14 protein-coding genes are annotated in these 14,122 nt (G+C 70.7%); 6 read left to right on the plus strand and 8 right to left on the minus strand.

The genetic code is table 11. The features are described from left to right. Window positions 1–230: 230 nt before the first annotated feature. The 3 genes from ACVCMI_RS04965 to ACVCMI_RS04975 all read right to left on the minus strand — a co-directional run bounded on the left by ACVCMI_RS04965 (window position 231) and on the right by ACVCMI_RS04975 (window position 3,731). Complete coding sequence (locus ACVCMI_RS04965; protein ID WP_447097212.1) at window positions 231–794, minus strand: hypothetical protein; 564 nt, start codon at window positions 792–794, stop codon at window positions 231–233. A 1-nt stretch (window position 795) separates the two neighbouring features. Beyond that, window positions 796–2,184, minus strand: a complete 1,389-nt coding sequence (locus ACVCMI_RS04970) for a hypothetical protein (RefSeq protein WP_447097211.1) — start codon at window positions 2,182–2,184, stop codon at window positions 796–798. Between the two features lie 155 nt (window positions 2,185–2,339). Beyond that, window positions 2,340–3,731: an MBL fold metallo-hydrolase gene (locus tag ACVCMI_RS04975; RefSeq protein WP_447097210.1), complete on the minus strand. Its 1,392-nt coding sequence runs from the start codon at window positions 3,729–3,731 to the stop codon at window positions 2,340–2,342. Between the two features lie 162 nt (window positions 3,732–3,893). Here ACVCMI_RS04975 and ACVCMI_RS04980 point away from each other — a divergent pair, with 162 nt between their 5' ends. The 6 genes from ACVCMI_RS04980 to ACVCMI_RS05005 all read left to right on the plus strand — a co-directional run bounded on the left by ACVCMI_RS04980 (window position 3,894) and on the right by ACVCMI_RS05005 (window position 8,940). Beyond that, window positions 3,894–5,300, plus strand: a complete 1,407-nt coding sequence (locus tag ACVCMI_RS04980) for a diguanylate cyclase (RefSeq protein ID WP_447099592.1) — start codon at window positions 3,894–3,896, stop codon at window positions 5,298–5,300. A 66-nt stretch (window positions 5,301–5,366) separates the two neighbouring features. Beyond that, window positions 5,367–5,639 (plus strand): PepSY domain-containing protein, encoded by a 273-nt coding sequence (locus tag ACVCMI_RS04985; protein WP_056081726.1) that lies wholly within the window; start codon window positions 5,367–5,369, stop codon window positions 5,637–5,639. Between the two features lie 30 nt (window positions 5,640–5,669). After that, window positions 5,670–6,188, plus strand: coding sequence for a cytochrome b/b6 domain-containing protein (locus ACVCMI_RS04990; protein ID WP_395116424.1), 519 nt, complete (start codon window positions 5,670–5,672; stop codon window positions 6,186–6,188). 247 nt (window positions 6,189–6,435) lie between these two features. After that, the gene (locus ACVCMI_RS04995) at window positions 6,436–7,110 is read left to right on the plus strand and encodes a winged helix-turn-helix domain-containing protein (RefSeq protein WP_447097208.1); all 675 of its coding nucleotides are present in this window, start codon (window positions 6,436–6,438) and stop codon (window positions 7,108–7,110) included. Beyond that, complete coding sequence (locus ACVCMI_RS05000) at window positions 7,107–8,486, plus strand: ATP-binding protein (protein WP_447097207.1); 1,380 nt, start codon at window positions 7,107–7,109, stop codon at window positions 8,484–8,486. The genes ACVCMI_RS04995 and ACVCMI_RS05000 overlap by 4 nt, the downstream gene beginning before the upstream one ends. A gap of 31 nt (window positions 8,487–8,517) precedes the next feature. After that, the gene (locus ACVCMI_RS05005; protein ID WP_447097206.1) at window positions 8,518–8,940 is read left to right on the plus strand and encodes an OsmC family protein; all 423 of its coding nucleotides are present in this window, start codon (window positions 8,518–8,520) and stop codon (window positions 8,938–8,940) included. Window positions 8,941–9,135: 195 nt separating this feature from the next. Here ACVCMI_RS05005 and ACVCMI_RS05010 read toward each other — a convergent pair whose 3' ends face one another. From ACVCMI_RS05010 to ACVCMI_RS05030, 5 genes are all read right to left on the minus strand, one after another. Continuing rightward, window positions 9,136–9,609: a cytochrome c gene (locus ACVCMI_RS05010; RefSeq protein WP_447097205.1), complete on the minus strand. Its 474-nt coding sequence runs from the start codon at window positions 9,607–9,609 to the stop codon at window positions 9,136–9,138. A 63-nt stretch (window positions 9,610–9,672) separates the two neighbouring features. Further along, window positions 9,673–10,527, minus strand: a complete 855-nt coding sequence (locus ACVCMI_RS05015; RefSeq protein ID WP_447097204.1) for an LOG family protein — start codon at window positions 10,525–10,527, stop codon at window positions 9,673–9,675. Continuing rightward, window positions 10,524–11,939: an MBL fold metallo-hydrolase RNA specificity domain-containing protein gene (locus ACVCMI_RS05020; RefSeq protein ID WP_447097203.1), complete on the minus strand. Its 1,416-nt coding sequence runs from the start codon at window positions 11,937–11,939 to the stop codon at window positions 10,524–10,526. The genes ACVCMI_RS05015 and ACVCMI_RS05020 overlap by 4 nt, the downstream gene beginning before the upstream one ends. Before the next feature lie 72 nt (window positions 11,940–12,011). Then, entirely contained in the window at window positions 12,012–12,494 is a 483-nt protein-coding gene (locus tag ACVCMI_RS05025) for a hypothetical protein (protein WP_447097202.1), read from the minus strand. A gap of 85 nt (window positions 12,495–12,579) precedes the next feature. Next, the gene (locus tag ACVCMI_RS05030) at window positions 12,580–14,097 is read right to left on the minus strand and encodes an efflux transporter outer membrane subunit (RefSeq protein WP_447097201.1); all 1,518 of its coding nucleotides are present in this window, start codon (window positions 14,095–14,097) and stop codon (window positions 12,580–12,582) included. Window positions 14,098–14,122 lie beyond the last annotated feature (25 nt).

Consider the following 14,122-nt stretch of genomic DNA (forward strand, 5'->3'; position numbering starts at 1 on the left):
TGCCGGGAAACGCCGTGCACCGCGCGTCCCTCCCCCCGAGGAATCCGCGTCAGTCGCGCCGACTATAGGAACGGCATCCGGCGGCGCCTCTGATCCAGGTCAAGCAAAGTGGCCTTTGCCCGCCGCGTCACCCATCGCCGTGTGCGGCACGGTCGTGGACGGGCGCAGAGGGCGGCCTCCCCGTCGTCATGCCCGCTTTCGCCGCCATGGCGGCCCTGCGCTTCCGCGTTTCAGTCGCCCGGCCCCGCGCCGTCCCCGCCGACGCCGGACTGCAGGATGCGCCGTCGCACGCGCTGTTCTTCCGCGGGGCTGATCAGCCCTTCGTCCAGCAGCTCCTGCAGCACCTGCAGCTGGCGCAGGCGTCGTTGCGGCAGGGCCTGCGGCGACGCGGGCGCTAGCGTCGCCGGTGGCGTCGCAGCCGGTGCCGGGCGCGGTACTGGCGCCGCCTTCGCGGCGACGCAGTCCAGGCGCAGGTGCAGATCCTGCTTGAGGTCGCCCAGTGTCACGCGGTGCTGCAGCGGCTCGCAGCCGGCGTGGCGCAGCGTGACCGTGCCGTAGAGCGCGGCGCGTGCATCCGGATAGTTGTTCGGGTAGATGTCGCGTTCGCTGACGGTCAGCGGCGTGGTGCCGGCCACTCCGCCGATCAGCTCGACCTCGGCCGCCGAGGGAGTCGACTCGATGCGCAGCGTGCCGACCTGCAGCGCCTGCGCGTGGACGCCGGCACCGGCGGCAAACAGCAGCACGACCGCGCCGGTGTGCCATCGTGATCGTCTCGGCAGGCAGTGGGCGCGCATGTCAGAACGCCGTGTCGAAGCCGAACAGGATGTAGTTCTCGCGGCTCAAGTGGCCGGTGAAGTATGGGCCGGTCGGTGTGGTCTTGTTCTTGAAGTCGAGGTTGAGCTCGACGATGCCCTTGACGTTGCGCATGAAGTAACGGGAGGCGGTCAGGCTCAGGCTGTTGATGGCGATACCTTCGTAGATGGTGTTGCTGCGCGCGAAGTCGCCGGCGCCAGCGTAGTTGTACAGCGCCGAGAAGGCCCAGCGGTCGTTGGGTATCCAGTCGAGGCCGGCGAAGCCGCCGTTCCAGCGATAGTGGCGCGTCGGATCGACGTCCAGGAAACCGCGCCAGTCGTTCCACAGGTATTGCGCGTACCAGTGCACCTGCGCGCCGATGTCGCCGGAGGCATCCACGCCGACGACGCGCTTGTCGGTGTTGCGCTGACTCTTGTCCATGGCGGCCGGGCCGGTGGCGCCGCGCTGCTTGCCGCTGGCGCCGAACAGCCCCACGCCCACCGGGCCGATGTCGGTGCCGACGTGGGCAAAGACGGTCTTGGAGTTGTCGTTGTCGAACATCCGGTCCGGGCGCGAATAGCCGGTGCCGTTGATCTTGAAGTTGTCGGTGATGCCGTTGCCGTTGGTGAAGCCCAGGGTGATGCCGAACGGCCCGACGTCACGGTCGAACTGCACGCCGCGGTCGTAGGTGATGCCGGCCATGCGGTAGACCATGTAGTCCTGGAACGGCAGGCGGATCTCGCGCGGGAACATCGCGTCGGACAGCGAGAACTGACCGAGCATCATGCCGATGCCGCTGCCGAAGATGTCGGCGTGGCGGAACCAGGCGTCCTCCACCACGATCTCGCCGTTGCCGCCCTTCTCGGCCATGATGGCGTAGAAGTAGTAGGTGATGTCCTTGCTCAGCGGCGCGCTGGACAGCAGCTTGAGCAGGTACGGCGACTGGAAGTCGGTCGGCGCGGACTGGCGCGCGCCGCTGACCGGGTCGATCGCCTTGCCCTGGCGGGCCTGCACATAGGCCTGGGCGCGGATGGCCAGCGGCACGTGGTCGGGCAGCGCGAGGCGGTCGTCGCCGAGCTGGTCGGCGGTTTCCATCCAGTTCGGCAGGCGCATGTTGTTCGCGATGAACACTTCGCCGAACTTGTTGAGGCGCGGGAAGGCGGAGTGGCAGGCGGCGCAGCTGAGGTTGTAGCGGCGCGCGAACTCCGGCATCGCGGAGGCGTCCTGCGCCGGCAGCAGCGCCAGCCATGCGCTCAGCAGCAACAGCGGCACGCTGCGCAGCGTCGCGCAGAACAGGCGCCGGCACGTCGGTCGATCGCAGGGCGATGACGCGACCCGTCCGCCATCGGCGTCGTGCCGCGCAGGAAAGTCCAGGATGGCGGTCCGTTTCATCACACGTTGCTCCCGAGGCCGTGGGCGCCGAGCGAGCGACGGAGCACGTGCCAGCCGGCTCCGCTCGCGCGGCACAACCAGTCTAGGGTGGCGTGGATTGGCGGATTTGACGCACGTCAACCACGAAGCGTGTTGTCCGATGGAGCGTCAGCTCATCAGTCGATCTTGATCGGCTCGTGCAGCCCCGGCAGCTGGCAGGCAAGGCCGCGCGCTTGGAGCACATCGCGCATCACCTGCATGCCGCGGCCGTATTCGCCGTGCACCAGCAACACCTTGCGCCGCGGCGCGTCGCCCAGCCAGGCCAGCAGCGAGGGCTGGTCGGCATGGGCGGAGAAACCGTTGATGGTCCACACCTGGGCACGCACCGGAATCTCCTCGTTGAACACGCGCACGCTGGGCGCGCCATCGATGATCCGCCGCGCCAGCGTGCCTTCCGCGGCATAGCCGACGAACACCACGCTGCAGCGCTCGCGCCACAGGTTGTGCTTGAGATGGTGGCGCACGCGCCCGCCGTTGCACATGCCCGAGCCGGCCAGGATGATCGCGCCGCCGTCGACGTTGTTGATCGCCATCGACTCGGCCGTACCGCGGGTGAAATGCAGGCCGGGCATGGCGAACGGGTCGCCGTGTTGCAGTTCGTCCAGGAAGCCGTCGTCGAAGCATTCCGGGTGGCGGCGGAAGATCTCGGTGGCGGAAATCGCCATCGGCGAATCGAGGAACACCCGCACGTGCGGCGGGATCGCGCCGGCCGCGATGCCGCGGTGCAGGTAGTACAGGATTTCCTGGGTGCGTTCCAGCGCGAAGGTGGGGATCACCACGTTGCCGCGCCGGTTCACCGTGTCGCGGATGGCACGGTACATCTCGTCCACCGAATCGGGCACCGAGCGGTGCGGGCGGTCGCCGTAGGTGCTTTCCATCACCACGTAGTCGGCGGGTGGGGCAGGCGTTGGATCGCGCAGCAGCGGGCGCCCCGGGTTGCCGAGGTCGCCGGAAAACAGCATGCGCCGGGGCTGCTCGCCGTCGTCGATCTGCAGCAGGATCGAGGCCGAGCCGAGGATGTGGCCGGCATCGAGAAAGCGTGCGCTGATGCCATCGGTGACTTGCACGGTTTCGCCGTAGCCGGCGTCGTCGCCGAAGAAGTCCAGCGCGTGCAGCGCATCGTCCAGGGTGTACAGCGGTGGCGCCACCGTCTCGCCGCGGCGGTTGGTGCGTTGCGCGCGGCGCGCGTCCTCTTCCTGCAGGCCGGCGGCATCCAGCATCACCACGCGGGCCAGTTCGCGGGTGGCGGCGGTGGTGACGATGCGGCCGCGAAAGCCCCGGCACACCAGCAGCGGAATCCGCCCGCAATGGTCCAGGTGCGCGTGGGTCAGCAGCAGCACGTCGATGCTGGCCGGGTCGAAGCCGAACGGTTCGGCATTGGCCCGCTCGACCTCTTCGCTGCCCTGGAACATGCCGCAGTCGATCAGCACGCGGCGATCGTTGCAGGTGATCAGGTGGCAGGAGCCGGTGACCTGCTTGGCGGCACCGTGGCAGCTGTAAATGAGCATGATTTCCTCGACGGTGCGGGCGGCTGGCGCAGACTCTGGCAGGCCAGGCCAGTCGTCGGATTGATCGTCGTCAAATCGGGTGCCTGCCGACTATGCCATGGTCGGTCCGGTGCCGGCGTACTGCCGAGCTTGCGGAAGGCTCGCCGGAGTATGGGGGTGACGATGTTCACCGTGCCGTTCCATCACGATCTCGCTGTCGTACGGGGGTTCCTGAGCTTCTCGCGTGCATCTGCGCTGCTGGTCTGCGGGGCCGCGCTGATCGTGCTGGCCGGCTGGTGGTCGCAGCGTCCGCTGCTGACCACGATGTGGCCGGGACAGCCGGCGATGAGCGCGACTGCGGCGGTCGGATTCGTGTTGTGCGGAGGCTCGCTGCTGCTCAGCCACCATCCGGTGCCGTCGTGGTCCGGCATGGGCCGCTGGCTGTCGTTGGGCGTGCTGGCGCTCGGCGCGGCGACTCTGGCGGAGTATCTGTGGCTGGTCGACTTGCGTATCGATCGCCTGCTTGGCGAGCTGTCGGCTCGCGACTCCGGGCGCATGGCCGAACCGGTTGCGGCGGGCTTCGTGCTGCTCGGTGCGCTGGGCCTGCTGCCGGCGCAACGCTGGCCGCGCCTGCGCGACGCGCTGGCCCTGGTCGCGTTGGTCATCGCGATGAGCGGGCTGGCCTCCTATGGCATTGCGCTGGCCGGCAAGGGCGCCACGCCGTTCGGGCGCATGCCGCTGCACTCCACTTTGTTGCTGCTGCTGGCGACGCTCGGCTGGCTGTGCGCCTCGCCCACGCTCGGGCTGACCCGCGTGGCCACCGCCGACACGCTGGGCGGCGCCCTGGCGCGGCGGCTGCTGCTGCCGGCCTTGCTGCTGCCGGCGGTGTTCGCGTTCGTGTTCGAGTTGCTGCAGTCCTGGCTGGGCCTGCCCGAAGCGCTGGCCTTCGTGTTCGTGGCCCTGTTCAGCGGCGGCGCGGTGGCCGGGCTGGTGTGGTGGGTGGCCAACCTGTTCGACAAGCTGGAACGCCAGCGCCGCGAAAGCATCGCGTTGCGCAACGATGCCGGCACCGACATCCTCACCGGGCTGCCCAACCGGCGCGCGCTCGACGAGGCGCTGGCCGGCCTGCTGCGCGGGCAGCGCGAGCACGACACGACGTTCTCGCTGCTGATGCTCGATCTGGACCGCTTCAAGACCTTCAACGACGACTTCGGCCACCTGGCCGGCGACCAGGTGCTGCGCATCACCGGCCACCTGCTGCGCGCGGCGCTGCGCCCGGCGGACATGGCCGCGCGCTACGGCGGCGAGGAGTTCGTGCTGCTGTTGCCGGGTACCGACTTGAGCGGCGCCGGCGAGGTGGCGGCGCGCCTGCTCGACGCGTTCCGCGATTTCGCGTGGCCGCATCGCAAGGTGACGGTCAGCATCGGCGTGGCGCAGGCGGTCGCTGGCGACGCCGCGGAGGATCTGATCCGGCGCGCCGACTCCGCGCTCTACGATGCCAAACGCGGGGGACGCGACCGTGTGGTGGCCCTCGCGCTGCCGCCGGCGTCGCGCGCAGGAACCTACCCGCGCGCCGCCCTGGGTCCTTAAGACCCACGTAAGCCTTCCCGGTTGCAATGCTCCCCAAGGCAATCCTGCCGATACCGGAGACGCACCATGAAACGCATCGTCATCGCCCCGTTGTTCCTCGCCGCCGCCGTCCTGTCGGCGTCCGCCTTCGCCGCACCGCAATGCACCAGCGCACCGCGTGCGCAGTGGCTGACCGAAGCGGCGATGAAGCAGAAGGTGCTCGACCAGGGCTACACCATCAAGGTGTTCCAGGTCTCGGGCAATTGCTACGAGATCTACGGCAAGGACAAGGCCGGCAAGAACGTGGAGATCTACTTCGACCCCACCGACGGCCGCATCGTCAAGAAGAAGGGCGGTTGATCGTCACCTGACCCCTAGCGAGGACAAGCCATGAACGCGATGGTCAAAGTGTGGGACCCGCTGGTCCGCCTGTTTCACTGGTCGCTGGCGGGCTTGTTCCTCGCCAACTTTTTCACCGAGGACGGCGAGCTGGTCCACCGCGGGATCGGCTACGCCGTGCTGGCCCTGCTCGCGGTGCGTTTCGTGTGGGGCTGGGTCGGCACGCGGCACGCGCGCTTCGCCGACTGGGTGCCCGGCCCGCGCCGGCTGCGCGATTACCTGCGCGAGCGCCTGGCCGGGCGCTCGCGGCGGCAGCTCGGGCACAACCCGGCGGCCGCCGTGATGATCCTGGCCCTGCTCGTTGGCGTGCTGCTGGTCGGCGTCACCGGCTGGCTGCAGACCACCGACCGATTCTTCGGGGAGGGCTGGCTGGAGGAGCTGCACGAAGCGCTGGCCTACGGCGTGCTGGGACTGGTCGTGCTGCACGTGCTGGCCGCGGTGGGCGAGAGCGTGCATTACGGCGAGAACCTGGTCGCCGCGATGATCCACGGCCGCAAGCGCGCGCCATGAGCCTGTCGGGCTTTGGCTGGTCGAGGCGAAAATCTGGCTGCGCGAGGACAGATTTTCGCCGGTTCGCCGCGCCATGGTGGTTCCATGGCGCAAGAATCGACGGAAATATGGACCGCGCAGTCGGATTTGCAGCCCGGCCAGCCAAAGCCCGACAGGCTCATAGGGCAGGATGCCGCAGCCGGCGAAAAAGCGGCGCCAATTGCTGCAAGTCAAGTGAGCGGCCTGATCCCGCGACAAGAATGAGGCCATGCGCATCCTGCTAGCCGAAGACGACCGGGCACTGGGGCAGGCGCTGGCCGACGGCCTGCGCCAGCTCGGCCATGCGGTGGACTGGATCACCGACGGCACCCAGGCGGCTGCCGCCCTGAGCGACACCGCGTATGCCGCCGCGATACTCGACTGGAACCTGCCGCGCAGCAGCGGCCCGGCGATCATCGCCGACATGCGCCGCCGCCAGGACGCCACCCCGGTGCTGCTGCTGACCGCGCGCGACGAACTGGCCGACCGCGTCGCCGGGCTGGATGCCGGCGCCGACGATTACGTGGTCAAGCCGGTGCATCTGGACGAACTGGCCGCCCGCCTGCGCGCCTTGCTGCGGCGGGCCGACGGCCAGGTCGAGCCGGCGATCCGCGTGGGCGCGCTGGAAGTCACCCCGGCCGCGCGCAGCGCCACGCTTGCCGACGCGCCGCTGGAGCTGACCGCCCGCGAGTACGCGTTGCTGGAAATGCTGGTGCGCCATCCCGGGCGGGCGTATTCCCGCGAGCAACTGGAAGACGCGCTGTACGGCTGGGACCGCGAAGTGGCCAGCAACGCGGTGGAAGTGCACATCCATCACCTGCGCCACAAGCTGGGACCGGGCTGGATTCGCACCTTGCGCGGCATCGGCTATGCCATCAATCCGCCCGGCGGGGTCGCCGCGTGATCCGCCCCTCGCTCAACCGGCGGCTGGTGCTGCGGCTGCTGGCCGGCATCGTGCTGGTGTGGTGCGCCGCCGCCGGCTGGCTGGCCTGGCGCAGCCTGCACGAGGTCGACGAGATCTTCGACCAGATGCTGGTGCGCACCGCCGCCAGCGTGTTTGCGGTGATGCCCGACGACGTCGCCCGCGTCGGCGCGGTGCGCCTGCCGGACAAGCCGCTGCTCGACTCGGACGACACCGCCCAGCGCCCGGCCATCGTGCTGCGCGATGCGCGCGGCGAACTGCTGGTCGAGAGCGCCGAGCTGCCGCTGCTGCGTTTCGATCCGGGCGACGCGCATTTCCATTCGGTCGTGCACGACGACCGACGCTGGCGGGTGTTCCAGCGCTGGGATGCGCAGCATCGGTACTGGGTCCAGGTCGGCGCGCCGCTGGACGAGCGCGACGAGCTGCTGCGCAAGCTGCTGGCGCCGGCGCTGCTGGCCTTGCTCGCGCTGCTGGTGCTGGTGCCGCCGATCGTGTTCGCCGGTTTGCGCAGCGGGCTGAAACCGCTGCGCCGGCTGGCGCGCGGCCTTTCCGCCGGCGCCGATCCGGCCGCCGCCTCGCTCACCGACGCGCGGGTGCCGGTCGAACTGGCGCCGTTCACCGAGGCGATCGACAAGCTGGTCGATCGCCTGCGGCGCAGCCTGGAACACGAGCGCCGCTTCACCGCCGACGCCGCGCACGAATTGCGCCACCCGCTGGCAGCGCTGCGGCTGGAACTGGACCTGGCCGGGCGCGGCGACGATGTGCCCGCGCGCGCGCAGCACCTGCAGCGCGCGCAGGAGGCGCTGGACCGCATGCAGCGACTGGTGGCCCAGCTGCTGATGCTGGCGCGGGTCGAGAAGCTGGCCGAGCTGGCCGACGCCGGCCCGCTGCGCCTGGCGAGCGTGGCCGAAGCGGCCTTGCGCGACGCCAGCGAGCGCGCGGCGGCACGTTCCATCGAGCTGTCGCTGGACCACGACGGCAACGATTTCGTGCTGGGCAGCCGCAGCCTGCTCGACATCCTGGTGCAGAACCTGCTGGACAACGCGCTGCGCCACGTGCCCGAGCACGGCCAGGTGAACGTGCGTGTCGGCGGACGCGACGAACAGGTGACGCTGGAGGTGAACGACAACGGCGGCGGCTTCGCGGACGCCGCCGTGGCACGACTGGGCGAGCGTTTCCACCGCCCCGAAGGCAGCATCGGCGAGGGCAGCGGCCTGGGGCTGTCGATCGCCTGGGCGATCGCCCGCCTGCACCACGGCGAGCTGGCCTTCGGCCGCTCCGCGCTGGGCGGCGCGCAAGTCAGTTTCAGCCTGCCGCGCGTGGCAACCGACGCGGCGCATGCGCCCGGCTACGTTTGATCCATCGGCCGTCTCATTCCGGAGAACTCCCATGACCGAACCCGCTGGCAAGCTGAGCTTCCACGTCATTGCCCATCGCCTCGATGCCCACGGCAGCGTCGCCCGCTGCAAGAGCGCCGAACTGTCGCTGGACACGGCTCTGTCCGGTCGCCTCGATGCGTTCAACCCGGCCGAACTGCTGCTGGCCGCCTTGTCGGCCTGCATGATCAAGAGCATCGAGCGGGTCACGCCGATACTGAAGTTCCAGTGGCGCGGGGTCGAGGTGCGCGTGCACGGCGTGCGCCAGGACGTGCCGCCACGGCTGGAATCGATCGACTACGAGATCCTGGTGGACAGCGACGAGAGCGAGCAGCGGCTGGCTCTGCTGCACGACAACGTGCGCAAATACGGCACCGTGTTCAACACGGTGGCGCCGGGTACCCGTCTCGCCGGCGTGCTGCGACGGGCCGGCTGAAGCGCGGACCCGTCGCCGTTGTTGTCCTGCGCTCGGTCGCCCGGTGCCGCCGGCGGCAACCACGGTCGACAGCGTAACGAGTTCGGCCGTATGGACGTCTGTTTGCTGCGTCGTCGGCGGCCTGCGGCCGGTCCGGCCGGGCAACCGGCCAGCAGCGTCGCCGGCATGGCGGTGGACAGGGCTCGTGCGGGCCGCTCAGCGTTGACCGTGGAAGTGCTCGCGGAACGGCTGGCGGAATTGCCGGTGGCAGCCCAGGCAGGCGCCCTGCACGTTGGCGAACGCCGCGATCGTCGCAGAGCCGTCCTGCCGTTGTGCGGCCTGTGCCAGCTGCTGCGCGGCGTCGTGGGCCTGGCGGTCGTAGTCGCGGAAGTGGCCGGCGTCCTTGCCCATGAAGGCGAGGATGCGCAGCTTCTCCGCCAGCGGCGGTTGCGGATGGTCGGCGATGCGCGCGGCCCGTTGCGCCACCGCCGGCCAGTCCTCGCGCGCGATGCCGTCGGTGACGCCCTGCATGTCCTTGCCCAAGTCCTGCATGATCGTGGTCAGCGCCAGCGGCGTGGCCTGCTTCGGCGTATCGGCCGCACTGGCCGGCGGCGGCAGACTGCCGGCCAGCAGCGCCAGCAGGGCGACGGCGGCGGCATGGGGCATCGTGGTGCGTGGCGTGAAAGGCATGGGCGGTCTCCTTCGGGGGTTGGATGTTGGGCATCGGCATGGCGCCGGTCGCGCTGGCCGCGCTCAGGCCGGCGGTTCGCCGCCGTAGAACGCATGGATGGCAGCCACGGCCTGTTCGGCGTTTTCCACCACGCTGAGCAGTTCGGTGTCGTGGGGGTCGAGCATGCCCTGTTCGACCAGGAACTCGAGGTCGCAGGCGCGGCGCCAGAAGGCGCCGCCGACCAGCACGATCGGCAGACGCGGCATCTTGCCGGTTTGCACCAGGGTCAGCACTTCGAACAATTCGTCCAGCGTGCCGAAGCCGCCGGGAAAAGCGACGAGCGCCTTCGCGCGAAGCATGAAGTGCATCTTGCGCACGGCGAAATAATGGAAGCGGAAGGCCAGCTCCGGGGTGATCCAGCTGTTGGGCCGCTGTTCGTGCGGCAGCGTGATGTTGAGTCCGATCGAGCGGGCGCCCGCCTCGCAGGCGCCGCGGTTGGCCGCTTCCATGATGCCCGGCCCGCCGCCGGTCACCACCACGAAATCGCGGCGACCCTCGCACTGGAAACGGCACGAGACGATTTCCGCGAAGCGGCGCGCTTCCTCGTAGTAGCGGGCGCCGGCCAGCCGGCGGCGGGCGGCGGCGAGTTCGCGCGCCAGCTCCGGCTCGTCCGGATGGGCCTGCGCGTGGGCCGCGAGCCGCACCACGTCGGCCTGGGCCTGCTCGGGCGAACAGGTGCGTGAGCTGCCGAGGACCACGACAGTGGAACGGATGGCGTGTCCGTGCAGCGCGATTTCCGGCTTGAGCAGTTCCAGTTGCAGGCGCACGCCGCGCAGCTCGTCGCTGGCGAGGAACGCGACGTCTTCCTGCGCCAGCCGGTAGGCCTCGCCGTGCACGATCGCCTCTTGCCGCCGCTTGCTCTCGTCGCTGCCGTTCATGCCGGGACTCCGCTGCCGTGCCAGTGCACCTGCTGGCCCGCCGCAGGGACGGTCACGTTCCAGCCGGGGCGCACACGCAGCCCGCTGGCCAGCGCCTGCGCCGCCGTCTCCTCGCCATGCACCACGAAGGTCTGCGCCGGCGCCCGCGCGAAGCCGGCGGCCCAGGCCAGCAGCGCGTGCCGGTCGGCATGCGCGGACAAGCCGCCGACGGTATGGACCGAGGCGCGCACCGGGATGTCCTCGCCGAAGATCCGCACCTGGCTGGCGCCGTCTACCAGCCGCCGGCCCAGCGTGCCCTGGGCCTGGAAGCCGGTGATCAGCACGCTGCATTCGGCCCGCCCGAGGTTGTGCCGCAGGTGGTGCTTGATGCGGCCGGCGGTGCACATGCCACTGGCGGAGATGATGATGGCGCCGGAGCGGATATGGTTGAGCGCGATGGATTCCTCCACGCTGGCGGTGAAGTCGAGATAGGGCAGATCCTTGCCGAGCGCGTGCCAGTGGGCGAGGCGGGTGGCGTTCTCGTCGAACAGGTCCAGGTGTCGCCGGGTGATCCGGGTGGCCTCGGCGGCCATCGGCGAGTCGACGAAGATGCGCAGGTCGCGCAACCTTCCGTCCCGGCTCAGCCGGTGCAGGTGGTAGAGCACCTCCTGGGTGCGGCCCACCGCGAAGGCCGGCACGATCACGTTGCCGCGGGCAAGGGTGCGCTCGACCACCCCGACCAGCTCGTCCTGGGTGGCGGCAAGTTCCTTGTGCAGGCGGTCGCCGTAGGTCGATTCGACGAACAGCAGATCCGCTTCGGCGATCGGCGTCGGGTCGCGCAGGATCGCCCGGCCGGGTTGCCCGAGGTCGCCGCTGAACACCAGCTTGGTGGTCCGCTCGCCTTCGCTGATCCAGACCTCGAGGATCGCCGAACCCAGGATGTGGCCGGCATCGCGGAAGCGGCAGCGGACATCCGCGTGTGGCCGCAACTCGCGCCCGTAGCCGTGGGGCTGCACTTGGCGCAGGCAGGCGTCGGCGTCGCGCAGGGTGTACAGCGGTGCGACGATGGCCTGCGCGTCGCGCGCGCCGCGGGCGCCACGCTGCGCGCGCAGCGCCTCCATTTCCTGGATGTGGGCGCTGTCCGGCAACATCACCTGCAGCAGGTCGGCGGTGGCGGCGGTGGCATGGATCGTGCCGCGGAAGCCGGCGCGCGTCAGTTTCGGCAGCAGGCCGCTGTGGTCGATATGCGCGTGCGTCAGCAGGACGAAATCGATCGTCGACGGTTCGAACCCGAACGCTTGCTGGTTGCGCCGGGCGGCTTCGCGTCCGCCCTGGAACATGCCGCAGTCGACCAGGAAGCTCGTCGTTGCGGTCTCCACCAGGAAGCATGAGCCGGTGACCTCGCGGGCGGCGCCGAGAAAGGTGATCTGCATGGAGGCGGTTCTCCGGATTCGTTCAGTCGCGCCGGCGGCAAGGCTGCCCGGTGGTAGCCGGCGATCGGGCGGTCAGGGTGGCGTGGCCTGGGTGGATGCCTGGTCGGGTGATCCCCGGTCGGCGGCTGGGTTGGCTGTCAGCGGCTGCCAGTCCGGGTCCGCGAAGTAGCGCGGGTACAGTTCGAGCGCGTCGAGCAGTTGCGGCAACCCGTCGGCGGCGAGCACGCGGCCGAGCAGCAGGCGCAGGTTGGCGTCCACGCCGTCGCCGCGCGGAGGGTGGTCGACGATGGCGGCCACGCTGTCCTCGATCGATGCGGTGGCGGCGCGGGATTGCCGGGCCGACAGCGAACCCTCGGCCTGCGCCTGCTGCATCCACAGTGCGACGGCGCGGATGCGCCGCATGCCTTCGCGCAACGCGGCATCGGCAGGCCAGCGCTGGCCGTGGTCGAGCTGGAGCTGGCGCCGGGCGGTAGCTTCGGCGTAGTGCGCGTCGCCGGCCACCGCCTGCGCGAAGGAGGGCGGGGCCCCGGCCAGCGCCGTGAGCAGCAAGGGCACGAGCAGGGTCCTTTGCGAATGGCCGTCCGTCCGGCGTACACCGTCGCGGCGCCGGCAGTATCCGCGCAGGTGTCGCGGTTGCCTGTCACCCATGGGGCGGCACCTCCTGCCGTGCCGGCGACCGCGGCGCGGCCTTGCCCTGGCTGCGGCTGCCGGCATCGCCGGCGGCGGGGTCCCAGCCGCCGCCCAGCGCCTTGAACAGCGCCACCAGGTCGACGGCGGCAGCGGTATGCGTGCGCGCATAGCCGTCCTCGGCGTCGCGCAGCACGCGCTCTTCGGCCAGCAGGTCGGTCAGCGCGATGTCGCCGGCGGCGTAGCGTGCCTGCGCGTGGGCGTAGCTGCGCCGCGCGGCCTCGAGGGCGGTCCGCTGCAGCCGTACCGCCTCCACGCCGAGCCGGTAGTCGCCGAGCGCGCGCTCCGCGTCGCCCAGCGCGGTCAGCACGGCCTTCTCGTAGGCGAGCGCGGCCTGCTGCTCGCGTGCCTCGCTGGCTCGGATCTGCGCGCGCACGCGGCCGCCATCGAACACGCGCCAGGAGATCAGCGGCATGATCGAGAAGCGCTGGCTGGCCGAGTCGAACAGCTGGCCCGCCTGCAGCGCCTGGAAGCCGCCGCTGGCGCCGATCGACAGCTTCGGGAACAGCTCCGCCGTCGCCACGCCGATGTCGGCAGTGCGTGCGGCCAGGCGTCGCTCGGCCGCACGCACATCCGGCCGGCGGCGCAGGATGTCGGCGCGCTGGCCGACCGGGATCGGCGCCAGCGTGATCGGTGCCGCGGCGGTATCGAGCAGGGCCAGCTCGCGCTCGGGTGGCGCACCCAGCAACACGCCCAGGCCCAGCGCCGCGGCACGCGCGCGCGCCTGGATGGCAGGCAGGCCGGCTGAGGCGGCGTCCAGCCGCGCCTGCGCGGCATCGACATCGGCCTGCGCCGCGTCGCCCGCACGGAAGCGTTGGCCGACCAGGTCCGCCGCCTGCGCGAGCGCCTGCACCGAAGCTTCGCGCGCGGCCAGCTCGCGTTGCGCGCCGCGCAGGGTAAGGTAGCTGCGCGCCACTTCCGCGGCGACGCTGATGCGTACGCCGGCGGCATCCTCCTGCGCGGCCTGCATGCTGGCCGCGGCGCTCTGCACGGCGCGCCGGGTGGCGCCGAAAAGGTCAATCTCCCAGCCGGCGTCGAAGCCGGCGTCGTGGATGGTCTGGTCCCGCGCCAGTCCGGGAATGGCGCCGATCGGCAGCGGACCGTTCTTGCTCTGCCGGCGCCGGGTCACGCTGGCGCCAGCGCCGACGGTCGGCGCGTAACCGCCGGCCGCGCGATCGCGCAGGGCGCGTTCCTCGGCGATGCGCGCCAGCGCCTGGCGCAGGTCGGGATTGTCCGACAGCGCGGTGGCGACCAGCCGGTCCAGCGTCGGGTCGCCCAGCGTCGTCCACCAGGTCGACAGGCCAGTCGGTGCTTGCGCGCCGGCGACCGGCTGCGTCCAGCCGCGGCCGGTGTCCACCTTCGGCGGCCCGCGGTAGTCGGGGCCTGCCGCGCACGCGCCGAGCAGCAGCGTGCCCAGCGCGATGGCTGCCGCGCGTGGTGCGCCGTAGCGGCGATTCGATGAGCGGGTCATGGCAACTCCTTCATGCATGGCTTGG

The sequence above is a fragment of the Rhodanobacter sp. UC4448_H15 genome, from assembly GCF_052978265.1.